General features: G+C 35.0%; 27 protein-coding genes, 1 tRNA gene and 2 pseudogenes. 19 read left to right on the forward strand and 11 right to left on the reverse strand.

Features of this window, described 5'->3' with window-relative positions; genetic code table 11:
- Nucleotides 1–375: 375 nt before the first annotated feature.
- A pseudogene (locus BMW38_RS11105) lies at nucleotides 376–709 on the reverse strand (hypothetical protein).
- Nucleotides 710–1,152: 443 nt separating this feature from the next.
- Here BMW38_RS11105 and BMW38_RS11110 point away from each other — a divergent pair.
- Nucleotides 1,153–1,746, forward strand: coding sequence for a LysE family translocator (locus BMW38_RS11110; protein WP_213031146.1), 594 nt, complete (start codon nucleotides 1,153–1,155; stop codon nucleotides 1,744–1,746).
- Nucleotides 1,747–1,794: 48 nt separating this feature from the next.
- Complete coding sequence (locus tag BMW38_RS11115; RefSeq protein WP_092707930.1) at nucleotides 1,795–2,013, forward strand: hypothetical protein; 219 nt, start codon at nucleotides 1,795–1,797, stop codon at nucleotides 2,011–2,013.
- Between the two features lie 259 nt (nucleotides 2,014–2,272).
- On the opposite strand, the gene xseB is transcribed toward BMW38_RS11115, so the two are convergent.
- On the reverse strand, nucleotides 2,273–2,467 hold the full coding sequence (gene xseB / locus BMW38_RS11120; RefSeq protein WP_003652614.1) for an exodeoxyribonuclease VII small subunit: 195 nt from the start codon (nucleotides 2,465–2,467) through the stop codon (nucleotides 2,273–2,275).
- Nucleotides 2,457–3,722 carry an exodeoxyribonuclease VII large subunit gene (gene xseA / locus BMW38_RS11125; RefSeq protein WP_092707933.1) on the reverse strand — a complete coding sequence of 422 codons (1,266 nt, stop codon included), beginning with the start codon at nucleotides 3,720–3,722 and terminating at the stop codon, nucleotides 2,457–2,459. Before xseA ends, xseB begins: the two co-directional genes overlap by 11 nt.
- A 254-nt stretch (nucleotides 3,723–3,976) precedes the next feature.
- Here xseA and BMW38_RS11130 point away from each other — a divergent pair.
- Both BMW38_RS11130 and BMW38_RS11135 read left to right on the forward strand, forming a co-directional pair.
- Nucleotides 3,977–4,053 (forward strand) — tRNA-Met (locus tag BMW38_RS11130).
- A gap of 173 nt (nucleotides 4,054–4,226) precedes the next feature.
- The gene (locus BMW38_RS11135) at nucleotides 4,227–4,460 is read left to right on the forward strand and encodes a hypothetical protein (RefSeq protein ID WP_017389051.1); all 234 of its coding nucleotides are present in this window, start codon (nucleotides 4,227–4,229) and stop codon (nucleotides 4,458–4,460) included.
- A gap of 150 nt (nucleotides 4,461–4,610) precedes the next feature.
- Here the strand turns inward: BMW38_RS11135 and BMW38_RS11140 are convergent, their stop codons facing one another.
- Nucleotides 4,611–5,282: an XRE family transcriptional regulator gene (locus tag BMW38_RS11140; RefSeq protein WP_092707936.1), complete on the reverse strand. Its 672-nt coding sequence runs from the start codon at nucleotides 5,280–5,282 to the stop codon at nucleotides 4,611–4,613.
- Between the two features lie 675 nt (nucleotides 5,283–5,957).
- On the opposite strand from BMW38_RS11140, the gene BMW38_RS11145 reads away from it, so the two are divergent.
- From BMW38_RS11145 to BMW38_RS11155, 3 genes are all read left to right on the forward strand, one after another.
- Nucleotides 5,958–6,212 (forward strand): hypothetical protein, encoded by a 255-nt coding sequence (locus tag BMW38_RS11145; RefSeq protein ID WP_017390244.1) that lies wholly within the window; start codon nucleotides 5,958–5,960, stop codon nucleotides 6,210–6,212.
- Between the two features lie 209 nt (nucleotides 6,213–6,421).
- Nucleotides 6,422–6,811, forward strand: coding sequence for a hypothetical protein (locus tag BMW38_RS11150; protein ID WP_092707939.1), 390 nt, complete (start codon nucleotides 6,422–6,424; stop codon nucleotides 6,809–6,811).
- A 30-nt stretch (nucleotides 6,812–6,841) separates the two neighbouring features.
- Nucleotides 6,842–7,387, forward strand: a complete 546-nt coding sequence (locus BMW38_RS11155; protein WP_092707942.1) for a glycoside hydrolase family 108 protein — start codon at nucleotides 6,842–6,844, stop codon at nucleotides 7,385–7,387.
- Between the two features lie 97 nt (nucleotides 7,388–7,484).
- Here the strand turns inward: BMW38_RS11155 and BMW38_RS11160 are convergent, their stop codons facing one another.
- On the reverse strand, nucleotides 7,485–8,102 hold the full coding sequence (locus BMW38_RS11160) for a LysE family translocator (RefSeq protein ID WP_092707945.1): 618 nt from the start codon (nucleotides 8,100–8,102) through the stop codon (nucleotides 7,485–7,487).
- A 257-nt stretch (nucleotides 8,103–8,359) separates the two neighbouring features.
- On the opposite strand from BMW38_RS11160, the gene BMW38_RS11165 reads away from it, so the two are divergent.
- The 4 genes from BMW38_RS11165 to BMW38_RS11180 all read left to right on the forward strand — a co-directional run bounded on the left by BMW38_RS11165 (nucleotide 8,360) and on the right by BMW38_RS11180 (nucleotide 11,508).
- On the forward strand, nucleotides 8,360–9,292 hold the full coding sequence (locus BMW38_RS11165; RefSeq protein WP_092707948.1) for an LpxL/LpxP family acyltransferase: 933 nt from the start codon (nucleotides 8,360–8,362) through the stop codon (nucleotides 9,290–9,292).
- A gap of 344 nt (nucleotides 9,293–9,636) precedes the next feature.
- The gene (locus tag BMW38_RS11170; RefSeq protein ID WP_003652601.1) at nucleotides 9,637–9,852 is read left to right on the forward strand and encodes a cold-shock protein; all 216 of its coding nucleotides are present in this window, start codon (nucleotides 9,637–9,639) and stop codon (nucleotides 9,850–9,852) included.
- Nucleotides 9,853–10,071: 219 nt separating this feature from the next.
- On the forward strand, nucleotides 10,072–10,296 hold the full coding sequence (locus BMW38_RS11175) for a hypothetical protein (protein WP_092707951.1): 225 nt from the start codon (nucleotides 10,072–10,074) through the stop codon (nucleotides 10,294–10,296).
- A 396-nt stretch (nucleotides 10,297–10,692) separates the two neighbouring features.
- Nucleotides 10,693–11,508: a pyrroline-5-carboxylate reductase family protein gene (locus tag BMW38_RS11180; RefSeq protein ID WP_092707954.1), complete on the forward strand. Its 816-nt coding sequence runs from the start codon at nucleotides 10,693–10,695 to the stop codon at nucleotides 11,506–11,508.
- A 15-nt stretch (nucleotides 11,509–11,523) separates the two neighbouring features.
- Here the strand turns inward: BMW38_RS11180 and BMW38_RS11185 are convergent, their stop codons facing one another.
- Both BMW38_RS11185 and BMW38_RS11190 read right to left on the reverse strand, forming a co-directional pair.
- Nucleotides 11,524–11,640 carry a hypothetical protein gene (locus BMW38_RS11185; protein ID WP_004793556.1) on the reverse strand — a complete coding sequence of 39 codons (117 nt, stop codon included), beginning with the start codon at nucleotides 11,638–11,640 and terminating at the stop codon, nucleotides 11,524–11,526.
- Nucleotides 11,641–11,818: 178 nt separating this feature from the next.
- Nucleotides 11,819–12,304: an Lrp/AsnC family transcriptional regulator gene (locus BMW38_RS11190; protein ID WP_034677787.1), complete on the reverse strand. Its 486-nt coding sequence runs from the start codon at nucleotides 12,302–12,304 to the stop codon at nucleotides 11,819–11,821.
- A 364-nt stretch (nucleotides 12,305–12,668) separates the two neighbouring features.
- Between BMW38_RS11190 and BMW38_RS11195 the strand changes: the two genes are divergently transcribed.
- Nucleotides 12,669–13,436 carry a class I SAM-dependent methyltransferase gene (locus tag BMW38_RS11195; RefSeq protein WP_004642069.1) on the forward strand — a complete coding sequence of 256 codons (768 nt, stop codon included), beginning with the start codon at nucleotides 12,669–12,671 and terminating at the stop codon, nucleotides 13,434–13,436.
- A 271-nt stretch (nucleotides 13,437–13,707) separates the two neighbouring features.
- Nucleotides 13,708–14,046, forward strand: a complete 339-nt coding sequence (locus tag BMW38_RS11200; protein WP_092707957.1) for a hypothetical protein — start codon at nucleotides 13,708–13,710, stop codon at nucleotides 14,044–14,046.
- A gap of 220 nt (nucleotides 14,047–14,266) precedes the next feature.
- Here BMW38_RS11200 and BMW38_RS11205 read toward each other — a convergent pair whose 3' ends face one another.
- A complete protein-coding gene (locus tag BMW38_RS11205) occupies nucleotides 14,267–14,794 on the reverse strand; it encodes a hypothetical protein (RefSeq protein ID WP_092707960.1) in 528 nt (175 codons plus the stop codon).
- A 647-nt stretch (nucleotides 14,795–15,441) separates the two neighbouring features.
- Between BMW38_RS11205 and BMW38_RS11215 the strand changes: the two genes are divergently transcribed.
- Complete coding sequence (locus BMW38_RS11215) at nucleotides 15,442–15,996, forward strand: TetR/AcrR family transcriptional regulator (protein ID WP_092707963.1); 555 nt, start codon at nucleotides 15,442–15,444, stop codon at nucleotides 15,994–15,996.
- Nucleotides 15,997–16,064: 68 nt separating this feature from the next.
- On the opposite strand, the gene BMW38_RS11220 is transcribed toward BMW38_RS11215, so the two are convergent.
- Both BMW38_RS11220 and BMW38_RS11230 read right to left on the reverse strand, forming a co-directional pair.
- Nucleotides 16,065–17,009, reverse strand: a complete 945-nt coding sequence (locus BMW38_RS11220; RefSeq protein WP_092707967.1) for a metal-dependent hydrolase — start codon at nucleotides 17,007–17,009, stop codon at nucleotides 16,065–16,067.
- Between the two features lie 282 nt (nucleotides 17,010–17,291).
- Entirely contained in the window at nucleotides 17,292–17,525 is a 234-nt protein-coding gene (locus tag BMW38_RS11230; RefSeq protein ID WP_092707973.1) for a DUF2171 domain-containing protein, read from the reverse strand.
- A 249-nt stretch (nucleotides 17,526–17,774) separates the two neighbouring features.
- Between BMW38_RS11230 and BMW38_RS11235 the strand changes: the two genes are divergently transcribed.
- Genes BMW38_RS11235 through BMW38_RS11250 form a run of 4 tightly spaced genes read left to right on the forward strand, consistent with a single transcriptional unit; the run spans nucleotide 17,775 to nucleotide 20,785 of the window.
- Complete coding sequence (locus tag BMW38_RS11235) at nucleotides 17,775–18,788, forward strand: acyl-CoA dehydrogenase (protein WP_092707976.1); 1,014 nt, start codon at nucleotides 17,775–17,777, stop codon at nucleotides 18,786–18,788.
- Nucleotides 18,776–19,570, forward strand: coding sequence for a PIG-L deacetylase family protein (locus BMW38_RS11240; RefSeq protein ID WP_092707979.1), 795 nt, complete (start codon nucleotides 18,776–18,778; stop codon nucleotides 19,568–19,570). Before BMW38_RS11235 ends, BMW38_RS11240 begins: the two co-directional genes overlap by 13 nt.
- Nucleotides 19,545–20,144, forward strand: a complete 600-nt coding sequence (locus BMW38_RS11245) for a class I SAM-dependent methyltransferase (RefSeq protein ID WP_092707982.1) — start codon at nucleotides 19,545–19,547, stop codon at nucleotides 20,142–20,144. The genes BMW38_RS11240 and BMW38_RS11245 overlap by 26 nt, the downstream gene beginning before the upstream one ends.
- Nucleotides 20,141–20,785 carry a glycosyltransferase gene (locus BMW38_RS11250; protein WP_213031147.1) on the forward strand — a complete coding sequence of 215 codons (645 nt, stop codon included), beginning with the start codon at nucleotides 20,141–20,143 and terminating at the stop codon, nucleotides 20,783–20,785. The genes BMW38_RS11245 and BMW38_RS11250 overlap by 4 nt, the downstream gene beginning before the upstream one ends.
- Nucleotides 20,786–20,789: 4 nt before the next feature.
- Here the strand turns inward: BMW38_RS11250 and BMW38_RS19755 are convergent.
- Nucleotides 20,790–20,920, reverse strand: a pseudogene (locus BMW38_RS19755) (hypothetical protein); the annotation flags it as partial.
- 167 nt (nucleotides 20,921–21,087) lie between these two features.
- Between BMW38_RS19755 and BMW38_RS11260 the strand changes: the two are divergent.
- Nucleotides 21,088–22,335 (forward strand): mechanosensitive ion channel family protein, encoded by a 1,248-nt coding sequence (locus BMW38_RS11260; RefSeq protein WP_092707988.1) that lies wholly within the window; start codon nucleotides 21,088–21,090, stop codon nucleotides 22,333–22,335.
- Nucleotides 22,336–22,498 lie beyond the last annotated feature (163 nt).

Here is a 22,498-nt window from a genome sequence, read left to right on the forward strand (position 1 = left end):
TACACACTACATAATTAACCTCGTAGTAGAATGTTACATCCAGTTTTAGCTTAAAAGCGCTTATTTCTTGATGATAAGAGGTGTTAATAAAATTTAAGGATTGTGTTAAATTTAATTGCATATAATACTTTTGGCTAATTTCTTATTGTGTGAATATTAGGCAAATTAGGAATGTGAACTTTGAAGGACACGAAATGGAAAACGTTAATCAATACGCTCACGGAGCTGAGCATGAAGTCCACATCCATTGCAAACGATCATTAAGCACATTAATACTGAGTATGTTCGTATTAATTACAACTGGTCGTTAAAAGAAAAAGCACCCGAGGGTGCTTTTTCTATATTTAAATCTAACATCGGGTTGAATGAAAGAGTTTATGAAGACCCTACAAACCCACGACGCTTTTTGTAGGCTTGGCGGTCATAAGAAGGAATATTGGATTGTTGCAGATCAATAGCTAACTGTTTTTTACGTTGAAACTGCACCTCACTTAAAAGCGCAGCATAGATTTTGGGACGATCAGTTTTAAACTTGTCTACATCCAATGGAATCTTATCTTCATTCTTGACAATGTACAGCACAGAACCATTGCCATTCGTTTCATAAACCGTCCAACCGAGCCGCAGAGCATAGAGGCCAGTTTTCTGATTTTTACCTAAGTAAGATTTAAAAACCATCTGGATGAGGGCGAACATAAGCATTCATCATGCATCCTCCATCATTTGATTTATTTGATGAAAGCGACGATCAATGAATTGATGGGGAGCCAGACATCATATTCAGTAAAATCACGATTTCTAATTGTTTATATATTGTTCAATTTTAAAATTTCAAGTGAGGCAAAAAGATGCTATTTACTCAGTTATATAAGTTCAAAATATTAAAAAAACAGCAGGTTTTTTTGAGTAAAAAATTCTCAAGTTAATGTCGTAGAGGCTTGTAATAATAGCTCATTATTCTCTATTTCTGTGATCTATTTTGCATATCTGAAATTATTTAAATCGTAAGTGAATTTACAGTCGGTTTGAGTTAATTATTTGTTTTAAAATTAGATAATTTAATTTTAATATTTCTTGTTACAACCATTTTGTCGACAATAGATGCTCATTTTTGACATATTTCGCCTAGCATAATTAAAGAGTTCGTTGCCTATGGTGTCATTTCTGTTTATTGGACTAGTGGTCACCATTTTGTTGACTCCAGGCCCCACAAATACATTGTTAGCCTCGGCTGGAATACAGGCAGGGGTGAAGCAGTCTCTTAAACTTATTCCTGCTGAAGTGATGGGTTATCTCATTGCAATTACTTCATGGGGCGTTTTGCTTGAGTCAGTTTCACATTTAATCCCTTGGCTTCCTGCCTTATTAAAGTTAATAAGTGCAACTTTCATTCTCTACCTTGCATTTAAACTTTGGGTAACATCAACAAATGACATCAAATTAGACAACCCACTTATTACGCCTAAGGCTTTATTTGTCGCAACACTTTTGAATCCTAAAGCTTTACTCTTTGCTTCTGCTATTTTTCCACATGCAGCATGGGAAGTGCTTAACGTATATTTTATTCATATTGCTATTTTTTTATCATTAATTACACCCATTGCATTTTTATGGATTGCTTTTGGAACCGTATTAATTTCAAACAAGATAACTTGGTTAAACCAACGTAATTTACAACGTACGGCTGCATTTATTTTAACTTTTTTTGCTATGCCAATCGGCTATTCAGCGATTAGCTCATTTTAGATTTAACCCATTATTAGTATTAAAAATTTTAATTTTTAGGAGATTTTTATGAAAAGATTAAAAGTAATTATTAAGGACCAGTTTAACCAAGAAACGATTGCTTTGGCGAAAGTTAGACCCATGAACGACCACGCCCTTGAACTTCATAAAAGCGTTGAACATATTGAAATTGATGATGAGATTATTTTACCCAATATGGATTTACTCTATGAAAACCCTAAAGACGGGAAAATTTATCAATTGATTGGGCCATTCAACGAGGAATAATTTTTAGATTCACTTTTGAAAATAACACCTAGAACACATTTGTATTTCATTACGATTTTAGTAAGAAAGTTTTTAGCTAGAATCTGGTGAAAATAAGAGCAAAATTAACCATTGAATACAATTAAAATATTGAATATCAGGAATTGTTATGGGACCATGCTTTTTGTAAAAGTGTGACCTAATCCACACTTTTGCATTTCAGGACTAAGTGGTTTTCACTAAGCCCATTCCTTCAATGAGAAGTAGGAATGGGCTTTTTTTATTCTTTAAATGTTTCATCTAAAGCTTGTTGAACTGCTTCTATGCGTGATTTACAAGCTTTATAAGCCGTAATCGATTCTTCAACAATTTTCATTAAATTATCAATATCTGGGCTTTCTTGAGATTCAAGTAATTCGGCATTTTTCTTCAAAATGTCATGGCCATCCTTAAACGTTAACTCTTTATTCTTCATTTGGAATTACCTGTGTAATGTTGGCTTCAATCACACCATCTTGCATTTCAATGGCAATGGCGGGGCTTGAAATTTGATGTATAGAACGAATTGCTTTTCCTTCTGATCTAACAATCGCATAACCTTTGGCTTGAACCTGTTTTGGGTTTTGCAAAAGGACTTCTTTCATTAAAGATTCGATTTGGGCTAATGAAAATTTAACTTGTTGCTGTGAACTAAACTGAATGCGTTCTTTCATCTGCTCAAGCAGATGATGCCCCGAGTTAAGTTGACTTTGTGCTGAAGATTTAATGTGGTGAAGCAGTTGATCATTCTTGCTTTGATAGGTTGTGATTTGATGCTGAGAAAGGAGCTTAATGGTTTGTAGACTATCTACAGCTTCTTGTACGCGTTCAACAATATGGTTACGAATACCAGCAATCACTTTACTTGGCGTGTCAAATGAACGATGGGCAATTTCATCAAGAATGGTACGGTCTTTTTCATGACCAATGCCTACCCAAATGGGTACGGTGCGTTTGCAGAGCAGAGCGGCAAGTTCATAATCATTCAAATACGCTAAATCATTCACCGATCCACCGCCACGAATAATTACAATCAAGTCCGGCGGAAATGTAAATGTGCTGGCCCATTGCCTTAAACCTGTACCTAAAGACTCGATTAAGCTGGTTGCGGCTGTATTTCCTTGAAAAGTAGCGGTGTGATACACAAAATGGCAAACACCATTTCTTTCTAGCGCATCGGCATCTTTTTTAAAGTCACCTAATCCCGCAGCATTTTGAGGCGCAATCACTAAAACATTTTGAATATCAAAAGGAGTTGAGAGGAGTTTATTCTTATGAATTAAACCTTCTTGAGTGAGTCGTTCAATAATTTGCAGATAACGTTTAGCAATTTCGCCTAAGGTAAAACTTGAGTCAATCTCTTCAATATTGACTGAAAATCCATATTGAGGATCGAAACGTGCGCGAATTTTTATGAGAACATTTAAGTCACTTGAAATCTCAATACCAGTTTCACGTTCAAACTTTAAAACAATTTTACTTGCCGAAAATTTCCAGATTGTGGCCTTACAACTTGCAATGACTTTATCAGTCTCTGCATCTTTTTCTGCAAGCTCTAAATAGTAGTGACCGCCTTTAATATTTAAATTTCGAATCTCTGCTTTTACCCAAACTGGTTCATCAAAAGCCAAACGTATGACTTCCTGAACTGTGCCGAGATATTCACTAAGGGAAAACTGAGGTTCAGACATACGAACTAAACATTAAAGGACCAACTTAGATAGTATAAAAGCCATCCAACCAAGGCAATTGCTGTCTGTGAATTTAGGGTTCTGTTTAAAATAAATACAACAATTCAAAAGATTAAATTTAAATTTAGGTTGTTCATCACTAGTTAATTCAAAATATAAAATTAATTAAAAAAGATAAAACTGATGAATTACAACAGATTAAAAAATAAAGTTTGCTTTATGAAATATATGAGCGTATAAAGCTTACTTCCAATTGCGGGGTGGAGCAGTCTGGTAGCTCGTCGGGCTCATAACCCGAAGGTCGTTGGTTCAAATCCGACCCCCGCAACCAAAATATTATGCTCTGTGATGTACCACTTTTCATAATGCAAAAATTATGAAAAGCATTAGCTTATAAATAACCCTATATCAAGCTAAATATTAAATTCTAGACTGACTGTCCATACCTTAAATCTAGCGTTCTAATTAAATACCGTTAAATCACATGAGCTCAGTGATGAGTGAATGATTGTGAATATAGTAAATGAGTGGCAAATTGCCACAGCCGTAAATGGCAATGAAATTAATGTGAGAGTGGTTCCTCACGTGCGTAAGCAAAACTCTCAAGATGGTTATCGTTGGGTCGAAGTTGGTAAGAAAATTCAACTTCAAACTGGTGAAGAAATCGAGTTGAACCAAGATGGTAAAAGCTTTTATGCTGCATTTAACCAGCTTTATCGTTTAAGTACGTATTGCTAATAAAATGTTTAGTGCTAAAGCTAAAAAACCTATCCCTTTAATGGAGATAGGTTTTTTTATATCTATACGATTTATAAATAATTAAAGTTATAAAAAAGAGAAGTATATAAAATCGATAGAATTATTCTTTTAATTATATTTATAACTCAATTAACCTGCTCGCCAGAATTGACGGCCCATGACCTTAAAGTTCTTTCCATTTTCTTCGGTAACACGTCGGTCTCTAAACTTTTCATTTAAACTGTGCAAAATTAAAGAACCATCTGCTTCTTTAAAAATTTGCTTAATCATTCCTTCCCCTGCAAAGTAAACCGCATAAATCTCGCCATCAATGACTTCAGTCTGAGAGATATCAATGCCGACTAAATCTCCATCTTTAATGTAATCTGTCATGCTATCGCCTTTAGCTTTAATAATACGCATGCACTCTTGAGCAACCCGTTTTTCTTTAAAAAATGAGGCTGGAAAAGGAATTTTTCCATTAATTGCATCGAAGTGAAACTCGATAGATTCACCTGTACCACAAGAAAAGCTAGCTTCTACGACTTCAATCCAGGCATATTGATCGGTGGTTTCAGCACTCACAACGGTAGGGCTAAACACGTCACTTTCTCTAAAAGAATCTTCGGTATTTCCAGTCGTTAGCCAATAACCATCTACACCTAAAAATTGGGCAATTAATGGCAGAAACGCAGATTTCAAATTTTTACCTGACTCTAAGGCTTGATAGGCAGGCTGAGACATCTTGACTGCTTCTGCTACTTCAGCCTGAGTTTTTTTCGCTTTAAGCCTAGAGTCTTTTAAACGGTCTTTAAGAGCCATAATGGTCACACCAGCAAACTTATAACAAATATATAACTAAAGTTATATCTAGTAAAACAACTATAGTTATTGACTAATAATAACTATAGTTATAATATCAGTTATATCTTAAGATGAATAGATAAAGTTTAAGTAGTGTTTGAGTATCTATTTATAGGTTTATCAAAGTATTGAGATGAAAGCTAAATTTATTTTGTTTTTATAGGAGGCAAAATAAAAGGGAGATAGCTCAATTATGATGTGCAGATAGGCTATCAAAACAAAAATTGGAATAAAAAAAAGCCCGATTCCGTGGATCAGGCTTAATGTTCGTCGATAAAGGGTATCAAGAACATGAAGAATTTAACAAAGATTGTGAGTCGTAACAAAAGTTTCCGATATACGGCAAAGCCTTATTTGAACTTTTTGGTCAAAAAATTAAAGTCCGAAAAAGGCTTAAACTTAAGAGCTTTAATACTTTTTTACAATTTCAGAAAAGGAAATATCTATTTTTAAATTAATGCTTTAAACGCATATTGTTTGGTTCTATATGTTTGTTGTACCAGTTGAAACGTTTCGAACATACATTTGTAGCCATAGCTTAGCTATATTGCTCAAAGAATGCGTCAAAAACTTCAAGAATAACAAACGATAAAGATGCCTTATTGAACAAGTAAGTTGAGTTGGAGATAGTGAATGACTACAGCAATGCAGAACAGAGCTAAACAACTTAAAAATGCAAAACGTGGAGGGTATGTCCCAACAATTGCAAAAGATATAAACAAATTAAAGGTACAAAAAATAAAAAGGGCACTTGAAGAGGCAAAGCAAATTGCGAGTGAGCTTGAAGATGAAGCGTTCGAATTCGACGATCAAGTCTCGATGCAAAAAGCGATAGGTGCAATCACCGTGATTGAGTTGATTGAACAAGCCTTAAACAGTGCACACTAAGCAGCTTTAGCACACAAACATTCTTTCTTGGACCCTGAAATTAAGTGGGTCAAGGGTAAGTTCGTCTTGCAATTTAGCGCCGCTTTAAGCGTTAGTGTTTTTTATTGACTGTAATAAAGAAAACTAAGGGAATTTATAAAACCTGAAAAACAACAAGCTGGTCATTGTGATGGATTTTCAAGTTTTACCCTTTAAAGCAGGACAAGATTATGAAAACAGTTCCAACAAGTGGATTAGCCACATTTTTAAATTTTTATAGCATCGCAATTATGGTGGCTTTAGCAGTCAGCTTAGTTGTCGCAGTCGTGTTAATGATGCGTTTCCCTCGCTCTCCGCAAGAATGGATTGTTGGGCTGATCTGTACAGTGGTTTCAAGCTTAACAGGTGGCTCATTTATTATCATGAAATGGAATTTACATGAATGGGTATCGGATATTTGGGGAATGATCACACTATGTGGATTCTTCTTCATTTGCGGTTTGCCTGGTTGGGCTATTGTGAGATGGATATTTAACTTCATCAATAAACAAGAAGGTAAAACGATTGTGGAAGTCATGAAAGACTTAAAAAAAGCGAAAGATGATCTGCAAAATAGCTAAAAACAGTTTCAATCATATGGGTAAAATAAAATGAATATCGAACAGTACTTAGAAGCAATCATAAACAGAGAAGGTGGATATGTTAACCATCCATCAGACCCGGGACATGCCACTAAATTTGGCATTACAGAAGCAGTTGCTCGATCACAAGGCTATCAAGGTGATATGCAGGATTTACCATTAACTGTGGCTAAATCTATTTATAAGAAACAATATTGGTTTGGACCTCAATTTGACCAGATCAATGAGATTAGCCCGGCTATTGCAGAAGAGTTATTTGATACGGGCGTAAATTGTGGCGTCAATTTTGCAAAACCCTTGTTACAACGTGCTTTAAATCTGCTGAATAAGCAGGGAAAAGAAGGCTGGCCAAATCTTGCTTTAGATGGTCAATATGGGCCTCTCACTTTTCAAGCTCTTAGAAGTTATTTGAACAGGCGTCATAAAGAAGGAGAAACGGTATTGGTACGCGTTTTAAATATTATGCAAGGGCAGCACTATATCGAAATTACAGAGAAGAACCCAAATTATGAGGACTTCTTTTATGGTTGGATCTTAAACAGGGTATCGTTTTAAAAATTGTAATTAGATAAAAATATGCTGAATCATCGAAATGCTTTAAAAGTCTAAATATGAGTTAAGGCTTTTAAAGCATAATTCTTAAAGTAATGATTTATTGTGCGATGAGTAAGATCGCAAGAAGAAAGAAAATAGCCCCACTGATTTTATTGAGTATCGAAAAATTATTTCCAGCCAGCATCTTTTCTTTAAAAATTGAAGAGAAATTTGCATAGACCAAATGAATTAAAAAACCAATCAAACAAAAGGTTAAAGATAGAACTAAAAACTGATTTAAAATTTCTTTCTTTATATCGATAAATTGAGGGAAGAGAGCAATAAAAAATACGATTGTTTTTGGGTTAAGCAAAGATGCGAGTAAGCCCTGATAAAATAGTTTTGATTTACTTACATTTTTATCACTTTCCTGATCAGGGATTAAATCTTGCGATGGAGTTTTTTTACTGAAGTTTTTATATCCGAGATACATTAAATAAAATGCACCAATAAATTTTAAAGCCGTAAAAATAGTAGGGTTACTCGTAATAATAAGACCTACACCACTGGCGGAAATTACAGCAATTACAAACATACCAATAATTAAGCCGCTAATACCGAATAAAGCGGTTCTAACACCATAGTTGATTGAATTTGTGACAGTAAATAAAACACCGGGGCCGGGGCTTAATAGGGTAAGAAATGCAATTGTTATAAAAACTAAAAGACCGCTCACGCTGATATATCCTATTTATCAATTGAGGCAAAATTATGCGATTACTTTAAATGAGAAAATAATTTATGTATACAGAGGGTTATGTATATTCAAAATAAATAAATTAAATATTAAAATTTAAAAGTTTCGAAATAGAATATGCATTTATATAAATAGATAATGTATTTAAAAGCATAGCAGTTATTGCAACATAAACATACAACCCCGACAAGTAGGCGTGTTAGTATGCTAAATCTATACCTCAAGAAATATACAGTATGACGAAAAAAGAACGGCAGTTTAAATCTGGCGAATTTCGATTTTCCTTTTTATCGTTTAAATATTGGGGTCTATGGGTTTTAGCTTTTATTCTGATGTTATTTGCGATGTTACCTTGGGCTATTCAATGGCGTCTCGCCGATTTTCTTTCAAAAATAGCATGGAAATCTTTAGGTTCAAGAAGAAAAACAACACTACGTAATTTAGAAGCATGCTTTCCTGAAAAAACACCTATGCAAATTGAAGTGAAAGCCAAGCAAGTCTTTGTTGATACTTTAACGGGTGTATTTGAGGCTTTAAATGCTTGGTATAGTCCAAACTGGTTTAAAAGCCGTGTTCATATAGATGGGCTAGAGAATTTAACCAATAATCAGGAACACGGCGTACTTTTACTAGGCACTCATAGCACTCTTTTAGATGCAGGCGGAGCCGCTTGTACCTTATTTTTTAACATGGACGTGGTTTACCGACCTCAAAACAATCCCTTTTTAGATTTTCTGATTCATCGTAGCCGTGCAAGAGTGTATAAAAACCAGATTGCTCGAGACAACATGCGTGGACTTATCCAAAACCTTAAACATGGCCATGCCATATGGTATAGCCCAGATCAGGATTTTGGCTTAAAGCAAGGTGTAATGGCATCATTTTTCGGGGTACAAGCAGCTACTGTCACAGCTCACCGCAGGCTTATGGATATCTCAAAAGCAGCAGCAGTGCCTTTATACTTTTACAGAACTGGCAATATTAGAAATCCTCAATATCATGTTCTCGTTGAACCCAAATTAGAGAACTTTCCAAGTGGATGTGAAGTTAGTGATGCTGAAAGAGTAAATAAAATTATTGAGAATCAAATTCGCATCGCACCTACACAATACATGTGGTTCCATCGACGTTTTAAGACGCGCCCAGCGGGTGAAAAGAAATTTTATTGATGGGCTTATGGGGAAAGAGCATATGTACATCTTTCGATTAAAATGAAACAAAATTTGACTTTTAATTGAAAGAAATCTTAATTAAATCAATATGAAAGACGAAGGGCGAGAGGCATAGAATTTTTCTTGCTTTAATTATTTTGAATATCGATTGCAAATGCTTCTGAAGCGTGTATTATCGAGCATAACTAACAAAATATTCTTGTCATCATAAATTTCTATTTGCGCAGTTTTATTTATAATCCTTCGGTTTTTGCAGATATTTAAATTTCGACGTCTATTTTTTAGTTAAATTGGTTTCCCCAATAATAAGTTATAATATTTTAAGATTTAGGATATAACATATGTCTACTACTACTGGTACAGTAAAATGGTTCAATGAAACTAAAGGTTTTGGTTTTATTGTGACTGATGAAGGTAAAGATATTTTTGCTCATTTTACCGATATTCAAACACCTGGTTTTAAAGTTCTCTTGGAAGGTCAACGTGTTGAGTTTACTGTAGTGCAGGGTAAAAAAGGCCCACAAGCTTCAAATATTGTGATTGTTCAAAACTCATAAATAAATAGAACGTTTAATTGATTTAAATATATTATTTAAATAAAATATATTTGAGTCTAAAGCGTTTTATTAGAGTTAAAAAAGCCCACTTTATATTTTGTGGGTTTTTTATAAGTTTTCATTCAACTTATATTTAAAAAAAGAAGTATAAAAATACTCTTATAAAAGGTTTTTAAAATTTTATGTTATAAAATAACTAATTAGGTGTGTGGTATTAAAATGGATATTTGTATCGGCGGTATTTTTGACGGTCAAAAAATAGAAAACAATAATGATTTCTTTAAGGTTGAAGAGCATTATTCAGATCATAGTTCTAAATATATTAAACAGCACTTCCACTTATTTGGAAAAATTTTTACTTTTTGGGTTTGTGAAGATGTTGATTTAACACAAGCTATAAGCAAAGCTGAGAGAATTTTAAAGAAGAAAGAAGAAGCTAATTAGCTGCTTTTTTAATTAATAAATATGAGTGTGAATGTTTTTGACTGATAAAAGCATTAGCAATTGTTTCATGGAAAAGTAGGGGCTTTCATTCCTTCATTTTTTGTTTAGAAAACCTAACAATTTCATACTCTTTATAAGCCATTAAAATGGTGTACAATTTTATAATGATAATTACAGACTTTAACAATTCCTGTGTGGAATTTGCTATAAATAGTTATACATTAGGCTTAAGCTAAAGTTGTTTTATTTATTGCGCAAATAAAACGAAACCCACTTTAATATAGTTTATTGGAGTGGGTTCTTTATTAAGATAGCCTTTCATTAACTCAATACTTATAATTAAATTATAGATAATATTAATTACTATAATACCCCTAGGAAAGGAAAATATTTTAAATGTTAAATGAAGTACAACCTCATATTTGTTTTGTTGGTAGTAGTAATTTGGCGTTAGCATTAATAGGAGGCTTGGTTTTAAAAGGATTCAAAAAAGAAAAGATCCATCTTATTGAAGAGAGAAAAAATAACGATGAGAATATGTTAAAGCAAAAGGAAAAGGAAAATAGTTTAAAGAAAGCGGATATTGTTATTTTATTATTGGAACCAAAAAACTTAAAAGAAACGCTTGAACCATTTAAAAAGTATTTATCACGTAAAGTTATTATTTCTATGATGGCTGGGATTGATATTGCAAAATTATCAACGATTACTGGCTCAAAAAAAGTTGTTCGCGTAATTTCGAATCCTCCTGTGCTTACGCATACGGGTACTCACGTACTCATTGCTTCTGAGCAAATGGACCAGCTCGATAAAGATGTCATCGAAATGCTGTACTCTGCAACGGGGCAGACTTTCTGGGCAGCTTCGGAAACACAAACTGATGCAATTATTGCATTATCGGGTTCAGGGCCGGCTTACTTTTTTTATATTTTAGATAGCATGATTAAGACGGGCGTTTCATTAGGCCTCGACAAACAGTTTGCTTTAGATTTAGCACTTCAAGCCGCTACTGGTGCAGTTGAAATGATCCGTAAAACTAATGTTCCACCTGCAGATTTATGTGGAAAGGTCACTTTGGCGAATGGAATTACCGAATCTGCTTTACGCATGTTCGATTTAGGAAATGTATCTGATGATATACGTTTGGCAATGAAAGCCGCATATCATCGTAGCAAAGAAATTACTTCAGAAATTATTTCTGAGATTGGTTAACTCATCTTTAGCAAACTAGGCTTTTAAAAAGTATTCCCAAATAATGAAACCTAAGCCAAACCCAATAAAAGAGTAGAGAGTAATAATAAAGAATACAAAACTGGCCTTATTTTTTTTCTTCAAAATGTTCATGGCGATGCCTCCAATTCAGATTAATTTTATTATGGAGATGAGGAGGCTGTAATCATAGATACAGAATTTTTTAAAAAAAATATAACAGAGTCTAAATCTGTTATTGTCTAAATCGCTCAACTTAATAAAGATTTTAGAATCAATATTTTAAGTCGATGTGCTATAGGCGCTACATCTTTTATTCAATTAACATTAAATCAGCTGTATTGGCAGACTTAAGAGGGCGCAGGGCAAAGGTTGAGCGTGTGTGCCGAATCCCTTTAATTGAATAGAGTTTTTTTCGTAAAAAACGTTCGTAATGCTCCGCATCTTTTACGGCTACTTTGACCAAATAATCATAGTCACCTGTAACCAGATGAGCTTCTACAACTTCGGGTATATCTGCTAATGCTTCGCTGAAATTCTCTAACATTTCATCATCATGGCGCTCTAAAGTAATTTCAATAAAAAATACTTCATGAATGCCAATCGCTTTTGGGTTCACGTTTACCGTATAGCCTTCAATAATTTTTAAAGTTTCCAGACGTTTTAGCCGTGTCCAGCATGGTGAAGATGAAAGACCTACTTCTTCTGCTAATTGAGCAACGGTTAAACGACCATTGCCACGTAAGGCAGATAAAATTTTCCGATCTATACGATCTAGTGTGTATTCTGTTCTGTTCAAAATATAAACCAAAGAAGAATCTTCTGATAAAATTAAATATACTTTATTTTTATGCTGCCATCATTTAAAAAAAGCAAAAAATACAGGAAACATTTTGATCTAAAGGTACATACACTATTTCTATGCATTGAACCTTTCTGGATAGGGGTTGTGATGGAGCAAAGAGCACTGTTTCAGTAAGGGTGACTAAACAGTGCTCTTTGCGGATTTCTTATAAATTTTTAAATCTATTTTTATTAATCGTCTTAGTGTATTAAACAAATTAAATAATAACTTTTATTTATCAATTGAAGAAAAACTAATCATTATTTTTTATCTAACTTTTCCTTTATGGTGATTTCATTGCATAGAAGGAAGCAAGGTTATGATCACCCAGCATGATATAAATCAAAAACAATATCAAAATAAGTCTCTCGACTATTTGAATAGCCAAGCTCATTCTGAAGGAATTGAATTTAATAAATTTATTAATGAAATTCAGAAAATTGAAAAGGCTGTAGTTCTTGATTTAGGCTGTGGTGGTGGCCATGTCTCTTATAATGTTGCTCCGCATGCAGACCTTGTTTTTGCTTACGATTTATCTCATGAAATGTTAGACACAGTGTCTAAGGCTGCCAGCCAACGCAAATTAAAAAATATCTTTGTGCAGCAGGGCATTGCTGAAGATATGCCTTTTAGTGATCATCAGTTTGATGTAGTCATTAGCCGATATTCAGCTCATCACTGGCAGCATGTTCCGAGTGCCATGAAAGAAGTAAACCGTGTTCTTAAGCCTGACGGCATTGTTATTTTTGTAGACATTATTAGTTCTAGCTCGCCTATATTAGATACGTTTTTACAGACGATCGAGACTATTCGAGACCCAAGTCATGTACGAAACTATAGTGTGAAAGAATGGGTCTATTTTATCGAAGATGCGGGCTTTGACTTAGTGGGTTTAGACAAACAAACGCTTTCGTTAGACTTTGATAGTTGGGTAAAGCGTATGAAAACCCCTGAAGATCAAATCAAAACTTTACGTTATTTGCAGGAAGGTTCATCTGACCTCGTTAAGAAGTATTTCAAAATTCAAAATGACGGTAGCTTTGAAAGCCATGTAGGTTATTTTGTCTTTAAGAAATTAGGGTTTTAAAGTGGTGTAATGAGTAAGGGTTTTAGTAGATAAGAAATGAATTAAATGTTACTAGAACTCTTTTCTTGAATAGCTTGGATTATATTAAAAAAACCTAATATCATTTATTTGATAAAACTTAATCACACAATTTTTTTAAGGTGATTAAGTATTCAAAAGATAAGAGGATTTATCTAATTTTCTTATTATTAATAGACACTTATAAGTAATTATTATTTAATACGCCCGCAACATTATCACTAATACTTTTAATAACTTTGTCGGGGAAATAATGCGCAATTTTTTAGTAACAGTTTTTACTTTATTGGTAGGAACATCAGTTTATGCTGAACAAGAGCCCAAAACTTATATACAGCGAACAACTTGCGAGAGAACAGTACAACTACATGGTTTTTTAAGCCGCGCTCAACTTGATTGTAATTATCACTATACTTCACAAGAATTAATTCATGAATCTGAAAAATGTACTAAACATGAGCTAGGTGATAAATACGGTAAAGAAGTTATGAGATTAGGTATGGACCAATTTGAAGCACGCAAGAGAGGAGATATGAAAGGCCAATTATGTAGTACGGTTTTAAAAGAGTTTCCAAACTATATTAAAAAATAAAATAAGGTTTTAAAACCTCTTCTAGCAGGCCGATAAGATGGATTTAATTATTCATTTTATCGGTGTATCAAGGCATAAAATTTACCAGTTGAACCAGAAAACACACTCTAAGAAACAGCCTAATATAAAAACTCATCTAACTTTTCTATTGAAAAGAAAAATCCTTTTTTACCTAAATCTTTCATTTATCTGTAACTCTTTTCTTTTGTACATAAGAAAACTAGATAAAATTTTCATTCCATTTTTTGTCTAATTCTTTTAAATCATTATATGCTTTTTCAAACTCGCTCAACGGAAAACTTAAGCGAGGAGCGGAAGGAGAGGTTTCCCAGACTACGGATGTCACAACATCGTGAATATTTTTAAATGCGTAACCAAAACGAGCCCATATCACTTCATCTGCTGAAACAACTTGTTCAACCATAATTACGCTACACACTAAATCTAAATCATCAGGGCAAATTAAAATTGGAACTACTGTTGAAATAGTTTCATTTTCATAAGCTTCTGGTTTAAGAAGTTTCCATGCATTACTTAATGCCAATTCACTATCATAATCATATAACCAACCTTGGGCTGGAACTAAACTTTCTGAGCTATCAATAATGTGGGTATTTTGATGCACCCATATATTTAATGGAACATTATCAATTGCAAGTATAGGGAATGGTTTTAAATTACCATTTGTATCTTTTATACATCCTTCGATCGGGTGTTCATATAAAAGAGTAGCTGAGATAGTATTCATGTTTATGAGTTAATGTGAGTTAAGCAAATATAATATATTCTATTCAATAGATTAGTGAGTTTAATTCAATGAAAAATAATATTTATTTAATTATTTTCTAGCCAATATCACATTGACACCTAAAACCCCTCCGATTATGCTTTGCGTGCTGGCCTACATCGCCAGTCGATTTTGACAGATCGATATAACACACAAGACATCAAAAAGTTCTCTTTTTGGTGGCGAACTCGTTCGTCCCCCTTCGTAGCGGTAGGGCGAGGGAGGGACGCCTTGTGCGTGCTGATTCTTGTGTGTCAGTCTGTCAACCTTCTCTCGTTCTACCACCATAATCATTTGACAGTGATCTGGTAGAACTCCTTTACACACAAGGAGTCCGCACATGCGTACTATTTCTTCTTTATTGGCCTTTGCCAAACTCTCTCTAGCCATACCGCCCAACTGGTCTTTAAAACGGTTTAACCGACTTTAGGTTTTCTACGCCTTAAGAATCGTTACGACTAAAAAATCATAGCAACAATAAACCCGAGATAGGCGAGCACACCGTTTTTGTGTGGCTTCTCCATGCCTGTTTTTAGCACTCATTTTAAGAGTGACGGCATTTCTATCTCTTTTATATACAACAAAAAATTATTTTAAGCGGTATATCTATGCCAAATTTAGAATCTTCATTTAGAGCACTCAGAGTGCTTCACACAGCAAAAGACTTATTTAATCAATATGGCTTTCATAAGGTGGGTGTCGACCAAATTATTATTGAGGCCAAAGTTGCCAAAGCTACTTTTTATAATGACTTTCACTCAAAAGCACGACTCATCGAGATGTGTCTGACTTTTCAAAAAGACGCGCTAAAAGATAAGGTATTTTCAATTTCTAATTCTTACCGTGAGCAAATGGTGCTTGATAAGCTTAGGGAGATTTATTTTCTACATGTCGACTTAAATGGCTTTTATCATTTACCCTTTAAAGCAATTTTTGAAATTGAAAAGCTCTATCCAGTCGCCTATAAAGTCGTGATCGATTATAGAAACTGGTTTGTTAACGAGATTTATAAATTGCTTTTAACCTTAAAATCTACGGCCTCAATCCAAGATGCTTACATGTTTTTATTTATGATTGATGGGGCAATGGTTCAGCTTTTAGACAAAAATGGGGTAGATGAAAGCACACGTCTGTTAGATTATTTCTTTTTAAACTTTGCCTAATTTACTAGAACTTAAATAGCAAAAAGCCTCCAATTAAGGAGGCTTTTCATTTGAAATAAAATAAGTGCTTAGCTTAATGTCGCAGGTTTTGCAGAATGGGCCATTTGTTCAAAATATTGAACCGCAGGTGAACGAGCCATATAAGCCAAAGCTTGTTCGGTGTCACCTTCATGGATTGGGTTAAATTTTGGAGAAACCCATCTTAAAGTCGCTTTCCATAAATATTTAATGGTCGGTAGGTTATCTGAGCGAGTCGCAGTTTTTTCAAATTCACGAATGAAATTAAAGAAGCCACGACGCATCAATTTTTGAATGTTTTCGTGTTCTAAATCTTGCTTGCCCAGACTACGGGCAAAGTCAGCAAGGAAGTAAATAAACAGTGGGAAAATAGCCGCCATAATGACTTGGCGCGACACATAAAAACCCAACTTGTTTGTTAATAGATGTTCAAATAAATCATAGGCAACACAGCGGTGTTCAACTTCTTCGGCAAGGTGCCAACGGAATAAATCTGCCATTGCAGGGTCGGCGTTATCCCAAGACTTACTATCAAGCGTCCACTGACCAATAGTTCCCGTAAAGTGTTCAATTGCAGCAATCACACCTACTCGGAAAAGTAACCAATATTCTTCAAGTTTTTTACCTTTTACAAGCGGCAGACCAAAGGGTTTATCGCCTAATAAAATATTAAAAACAAAATGCGCACGGTTGAGTGGGTCTTGAATGTCATAGCCATTTTCACGTAGAAAATCTTGGGCTTTTTCATGGGCACGTGCATGCGCCGCTTCTTGGCGAACAAAGCCAATCACTTCTTGTTTTAATTTTTCATTGGTAATGTGGGGAAGGGTTTTATTAAACACTCGGCAAAACCAAAATTCACCAGCGGGCAAAAGCATATTAATCCCATTGGCTACATGTGAGCATAGCGGATCATTCGGCATCCAACATACAGATGACTCCGTAAAATCGAAATATACTTTTCGAGCTTTAAGCTGATGATTCCCTGTGAGCATATACGTCACCCTATTCATAATTATTCATTTAATGCGAATGCACAATTTTTAGCATTAAGTAAAATAGATCACCATGTGCTTAAGGGACAAAAACATCTTACAAAAGGCTTATAGAGATAAAAAAGGTCTAGGTGAGAGATTTGATCAATAAAAAAGGCCCCTTATTAAAAGGAGCCTTCATTTTTATAATCTAGGCTTTAAATTCTTTAAGCCTATTCATTTTTATAAGCTAAAACTTTTTATTATAAAGATTACGGTAAGTAACTCGCCGTGCTTAAAAGCCTAGATCGCTTGCCATTGATCTTTAACTTCTTCTGAATTTTTATTGAGTATGACTTGGTTTTCTTTGACTTCCCCAATCCACGCAGTAGGAATGAGATGATGTTGACCACTTTCGTCTCGAGTCAGCTTTAATTGGTTTTCACCGTCGAGATGGTCAACTGTTCCTACTTTAGTACCGCAAGAAGCAATAACATCTGCGTGTTTTTGAATATCATTAATATTTAAAGTACTCATTTTAGACCTCTTCTTTGAAAATAGAAAAACGGTAGAAACTAAATTACTTTAAATAATGAGCTAAATGTTGAATTTTTAATAAACCTTACAGGATCGGTTTATAAACTCACTTAATGAATGTATTTGAGTAACAATGAAATAATTAGATATAAATCTAATAATAATTATCTTTTTATTACAATTAATGTGTTTATTTAAACAGAAGTCTTTAGATATGTTTAACTCAAGTCTTATAAATAATTTTTTGCAATGAATATTAAAATATCTATAAATATGACGATATTGAGTATGTTGAGTGAATTTGAATCTACCTTAGCTGAAGATAAAAATAAGCTTCGTATAGATTTGCTCTCTCAATTGGTAAATTTAGCCAAAAATTTACCTTATCCAGCTTCGGGCCAAACCTATCAACGTTGGCAACTTTTTGCTCAGATTGCTGGGGTCGATTTAAGTTTGGCTAAACTATTTGAGTCTCATTGTGATGCCTTAAGTATTTTAAATGAATTGGGTTATCAAGAAGAAATAGATGACCAGATTTGGGCAGTCTGGGCAGCAGACGGTGGACCAGCTCCATTGCAAATAAAAGATAATCTTTGTAATGGCATCAAACCTTGGTGCTCCGGTGCGGAGTTTATTCAAAAAGCCTTAATGAGCTATAAAGATCAGCAAGGCCAAGCACAGCTTTGCATTGTTAATTTAAATCACTCATCAATTACTACCGATTTAAGTCACTGGCATGCAGTCGGAATGCACGCCACACAAACAGCTAGAGTCACTTTTGAAAATACGCCTGTTAAGCTGATAGGTCAGCCAAACAGTTATTTAGAACGCTCAGGTTTTTGGCATGGTGCGGCTGGAGTTGCGGCTTGTTGGTACGGTGCCGCTGTGCGTTTAGCCAGCTTTTTGCAAGAAAGTTGTCAGGCACATCCTAACCCTTTTAAGAAATTGTACTTAGGAGAGTTAGCTCAGCAATTAGCGATCACGAAGCAGTATTTTCAATACGTTGCTGAATTGATTGACCATAAACCATTGTTGAGTCATGAGCGAGAAATAAGAATATTACGTGCCCAAACAGAACAATGTTGTTTGAGTGTAGTTGAGAGAGTGGGGAAAGCCTTAGGTGCTCGGCCTTTTTGTGAAGATGCGACTTTCGCTCAGCTCATGGCTGACTTGCCTGTGTTCATCCGACAAAGTCATGCCGCTTTTGACTATGAACAAATTGCAGAACTCTGTTTATCGGAGCAAAGCTTATGGGAACTTTAAAACATCCTTTGGTAGAAGACCGCGTTATTTTTGGTGAGGGTACGTCCAAAGAGCAATGGTTAAAGGCATTTAAAGAACAACCTTTAGCACCTTTAGATCTTGAATTATTTCGCTCTAAAAGGGTCATCATTGTCGCTCCACATCCTGATGATGAAGTGCTCGGTTGTGGCGGATTAATGCAGCAACTCATCGCACTGGATTGTAAGATCCTAATTTTAGCTGTGAGTAACGGTACTCAAAGTCATCCTAACTCTACAAAATATTCCCCAGATCAGCTCAATATTCTTCGTCCGCAAGAAAGCTTGGCTGCCTTAAATTGTTTGGGCGTGGCAGAGTCTGCTGAGCGCATTGCACTCGATTTACAGGATGGACAGATTCCTTTTCAAACCCATCAACTATGGCAGAGTTTAGAAAAGAGTGTTCAAGCTGACGATATTCTGATTTGTAGTTATGCACTTGATGGTCACTCAGACCATGAAGCAGTAGGTAAAACCGTGCAAGCTTATGCAGACGCTAAGCAGATATTGTGTTTACACGTATTAATTTGGGCTTGGCATTGGGCTGAGCCTTTAGACCCACGAATTGATTGGCAGCGAGCTAAAGCGTACCACTTGACAGAAGAACAGTTAACTCAAAAACATCAAGCAATTTTGCAGTTTAAAAGCCAAATTGAAGCAGATGAAACCACGGGGAATATGGCAGTTTTATCTCCCTCTACAATTAATCGTCTTTTAATGCCTTATGAGGTCTATTTGAGTGATTCATTCTCGCATGTACTTTGAAGATTTATATCGTCATAACAGTGATCCATGGGGCTATGACTCTCATTGGTATGAGGCGCGTAAAAGACAAATTTGTCTTGCGCTGCTCACAAGACCTCGCTACCCAAAAGTGTTAGAGGTGGGCTGTTCAAATGGGCATTTAAGTATTCATTTAGCTCAAAGAGCTGAGCAATTGCTGTGTATAGACGTCTCTGAGTGCGCTGTTCAATTAGCTTCCGAGCGTTTACAAGAGTTTGAGCATGTTGTTGTTGAGAATAGAAAAATACCAGAGGACTATTCAATTCAAAAATTTGATCTGATTTTGATAAGTGAGATGGCCTATTACTTGTCGTCGGATGAATTGCATCATTTTATTGAAAAGTTAAAACATAGTTTAAATGACGACGGTGAAATTCTATGTTGCCATTGGCGTCATGAAATTCAAGATTTTGAGTTAAATGCCGAGCAAGTCCATCAAAGTTTTCAGCAACATTTTCCATTTCATCATTATTTAAGCTTGAACGATCCAGATTTTATGATTGATCTTTGGACGGCGAACACTTCCTCTTTAGCACAGCAGGAAAAACTAAGATGAAAATAGGTATCGTCATTCCAGCACATAACGAAGAGCAATATCTATCAGCCTGCCTGCAATCGATTCAGGTTGCCATAGATAATATTAACGGTCATGACGTAGAGGTTATTGTTGTACTTGATAACTGTACAGATCAATCGCGATTGATTGTCCAAAGCCATCAAATCAATTGGATTGAATGCGACTATGCATGTGTTGGAAAAGCACGAGATTTAGGTATTCGTCATTTAATTGGGCGCGGCGTGACATGGATTGCATGTACGGATGCAGATACTGTGGTTAGTCCTGATTGGCTGCGCTATCAAATACAGCATCAACCAACAGATGCAATTTGCGGTACGGTGACCTTAGATGACTTGAGTCATCTATCTATAACCAAACGGCAGAAATACTTGGCACATTATAAAGATCAGATGGATCACGCGCATATTCATGGGGCAAATCTAAGTTTTAGTACAGAGGTTTACTTGCTGGTAGGTGGTTTTGAGCCAATCTCTTGCCATGAAGATATTTCCCTCATCGAAAAGATTAAAAGTCTGTCTTGCAATATTACTTGGAGTAATCTGGTTAGAGTGACGACGAGTAGTCGGCTAAATGGGCGCGCACCTCAGGGATTATCGTATTTTTTAAATAACCTCTAATGACTCACAACATCACTTCTCCTAATATCGAAATATTATTTAAATTTTTAGGGTTATATTTAATTTTTATTATGCTACCGACTTTGTATTTATCCTGATTTTTTTAGCAATGATTACCTTTAGATCTTCAGTAATGCAGATAAGACCTCATCGTTAAGAGCCAAAACTAGAAGATTCATAATTAAATTAAGGGAAGGTATATAACTTAGTTGTTGTATTTATGACTACATATGTAAACAAGTCTTATTATCAAATGCTTTAGCCCTTAAAATTCTAGAATTAAATTTTTAAGGGGTAGATGTTTGGATTTTTTAAATTTTTTTCGAGATATTCGGGTTGAGTTAAGCCATTATCCATGGCTAGAGATGTTGGTTTCACTCATTATTTTGATTTTATTTGCAGCTTTTGCAAACTTTATTGCTAAACGAATTATTGTTCGGGGCGTGCGTCATTTAATCACAAAGCTCAAATCACCCAATCAATCTATTTTTGCTCAGCATAGCGTCATAAAGAAATTTGCAAATATTGTTCCTGCCGTTGTGATTATGAACGGTATTGCAACAGTTCCTCATCTAACGCAGAAGGTTATTACTTTTGTGGAGATGGGGGCGCAAGCATTTATTTTTCTTACACTCGCACTCACAGTCAGCGAAGTGTTAAATATCTTCAATCTCATCTATCAGCGTAATCCAAAATCTAGAAATAAGCCGATTAAAGGTTACCTACAACTTGTTAAACTCATTTTATTTGTTGTGTGTGGCCTTATGATTTTGGGAACATTCCTTAAAAAAGATGTGTTCACTTTACTTGCAGGTTTTGGTGCGATGGCAGCAGTATTAATGCTGGTTTTCCAAAACACGATTTTGTCTTTAGTTGCCAGTGTACAAATTGCATCTTATGACATGGTCCGTATTGGCGACTGGATTGAGATGCCATCACTGAATGCAGATGGTGATGTGATCGATATTTCACTACATACAGTGACTGTTCAAAATTTTGATAAAACCTACACCACCATTCCAACCAATAAGCTTGTTACAGATACATTTAAAAACTGGCGAGGCATGAGCAATTCAGGTTGCCGTCGAATGAAGCGTTCACTCTTTCTAGATCAAAGTAGTGTTCATTTTATGACTGATGAAGAGCAACAAAAGCTCAAAGAATTTTTATTATTAGACCAATATCTTGATGCAAAGAATTCTGAAATTGAAGAATTCAATAAACATTTAAGCAATCAATCTCGTTATAACAAACGCCGTTTAACCAATATCGGTACATTTAGAGCCTATGTTGAATTTTACTTGCGCCAACATAAGGGGATTGCTCAAAATCAAACGATTATGGTTCGTCAATTACAGCCGACTAGCCAAGGGTTGCCGTTAGAAATTTATGCATTTAGCAATACAACTGCATGGGTTTCCTATGAAGCAATTCAGTCCGATATTTTTGATCACTTAATTGCGATTCTTCCTGAATTTGGTTTACGTGTTTACCAAGCGCCTTCGGGTCATGATTTGCAAAGATTAACGGCAGAAATTCATCCAAGTTAAGTTTTAAGCTGTAAATAACAGACTCTAAACTACTTTGAAAAGCTCCCATATGGGGGCTTTTTTAATCTTTCTCACTCCTAAAATTTTCTGTTAGCTATTATTTTAAAGATTAATTTAAGCTTTTGACCGTTCTGACACAGGAATTGTCCTTTAAAGATATTAA

The organism is Acinetobacter sp. yr461 (assembly GCF_900110445.1).
Taxonomy (GTDB): Bacteria; Pseudomonadota; Gammaproteobacteria; order Pseudomonadales; family Moraxellaceae; genus Acinetobacter; species Acinetobacter calcoaceticus.

Coding starts and splice junctions, on each gene's coding strand:
- BMW38_RS11110 (WP_213031146.1), top strand. CDS start 1,153: ATGGTGTCATTTCTGTTTATTGGACTAGTGGTCACCATTTTGTTGACT.
- BMW38_RS11115 (WP_092707930.1), top strand. CDS start 1,795: ATGAAAAGATTAAAAGTAATTATTAAGGACCAGTTTAACCAAGAAACG.
- xseB (WP_003652614.1), bottom strand. CDS start 2,467: ATGAAGAATAAAGAGTTAACGTTTAAGGATGGCCATGACATTTTGAAG.
- xseA (WP_092707933.1), bottom strand. CDS start 3,722: ATGTCTGAACCTCAGTTTTCCCTTAGTGAATATCTCGGCACAGTTCAG.
- BMW38_RS11135 (WP_017389051.1), top strand. CDS start 4,227: ATGATTGTGAATATAGTAAATGAGTGGCAAATTGCCACAGCCGTAAAT.
- BMW38_RS11140 (WP_092707936.1), bottom strand. CDS start 5,282: ATGGCTCTTAAAGACCGTTTAAAAGACTCTAGGCTTAAAGCGAAAAAA.
- BMW38_RS11145 (WP_017390244.1), top strand. CDS start 5,958: ATGACTACAGCAATGCAGAACAGAGCTAAACAACTTAAAAATGCAAAA.
- BMW38_RS11150 (WP_092707939.1), top strand. CDS start 6,422: ATGAAAACAGTTCCAACAAGTGGATTAGCCACATTTTTAAATTTTTAT.
- BMW38_RS11155 (WP_092707942.1), top strand. CDS start 6,842: ATGAATATCGAACAGTACTTAGAAGCAATCATAAACAGAGAAGGTGGA.
- BMW38_RS11165 (WP_092707948.1), top strand. CDS start 8,360: ATGACGAAAAAAGAACGGCAGTTTAAATCTGGCGAATTTCGATTTTCC.
- BMW38_RS11170 (WP_003652601.1), top strand. CDS start 9,637: ATGTCTACTACTACTGGTACAGTAAAATGGTTCAATGAAACTAAAGGT.
- BMW38_RS11175 (WP_092707951.1), top strand. CDS start 10,072: ATGGATATTTGTATCGGCGGTATTTTTGACGGTCAAAAAATAGAAAAC.
- BMW38_RS11180 (WP_092707954.1), top strand. CDS start 10,693: ATGTTAAATGAAGTACAACCTCATATTTGTTTTGTTGGTAGTAGTAAT.
- BMW38_RS11185 (WP_004793556.1), bottom strand. CDS start 11,640: ATGAACATTTTGAAGAAAAAAAATAAGGCCAGTTTTGTATTCTTTATT.
- BMW38_RS11195 (WP_004642069.1), top strand. CDS start 12,669: ATGATCACCCAGCATGATATAAATCAAAAACAATATCAAAATAAGTCT.
- BMW38_RS11200 (WP_092707957.1), top strand. CDS start 13,708: ATGCGCAATTTTTTAGTAACAGTTTTTACTTTATTGGTAGGAACATCA.
- BMW38_RS11205 (WP_092707960.1), bottom strand. CDS start 14,794: ATGAATACTATCTCAGCTACTCTTTTATATGAACACCCGATCGAAGGA.
- BMW38_RS11215 (WP_092707963.1), top strand. CDS start 15,442: ATGCCAAATTTAGAATCTTCATTTAGAGCACTCAGAGTGCTTCACACA.
- BMW38_RS11220 (WP_092707967.1), bottom strand. CDS start 17,009: ATGCTCACAGGGAATCATCAGCTTAAAGCTCGAAAAGTATATTTCGAT.
- BMW38_RS11230 (WP_092707973.1), bottom strand. CDS start 17,525: ATGAGTACTTTAAATATTAATGATATTCAAAAACACGCAGATGTTATT.
- BMW38_RS11235 (WP_092707976.1), top strand. CDS start 17,775: ATGAATATTAAAATATCTATAAATATGACGATATTGAGTATGTTGAGT.
- BMW38_RS11240 (WP_092707979.1), top strand. CDS start 18,776: ATGGGAACTTTAAAACATCCTTTGGTAGAAGACCGCGTTATTTTTGGT.
- BMW38_RS11250 (WP_213031147.1), top strand. CDS start 20,141: ATGAAAATAGGTATCGTCATTCCAGCACATAACGAAGAGCAATATCTA.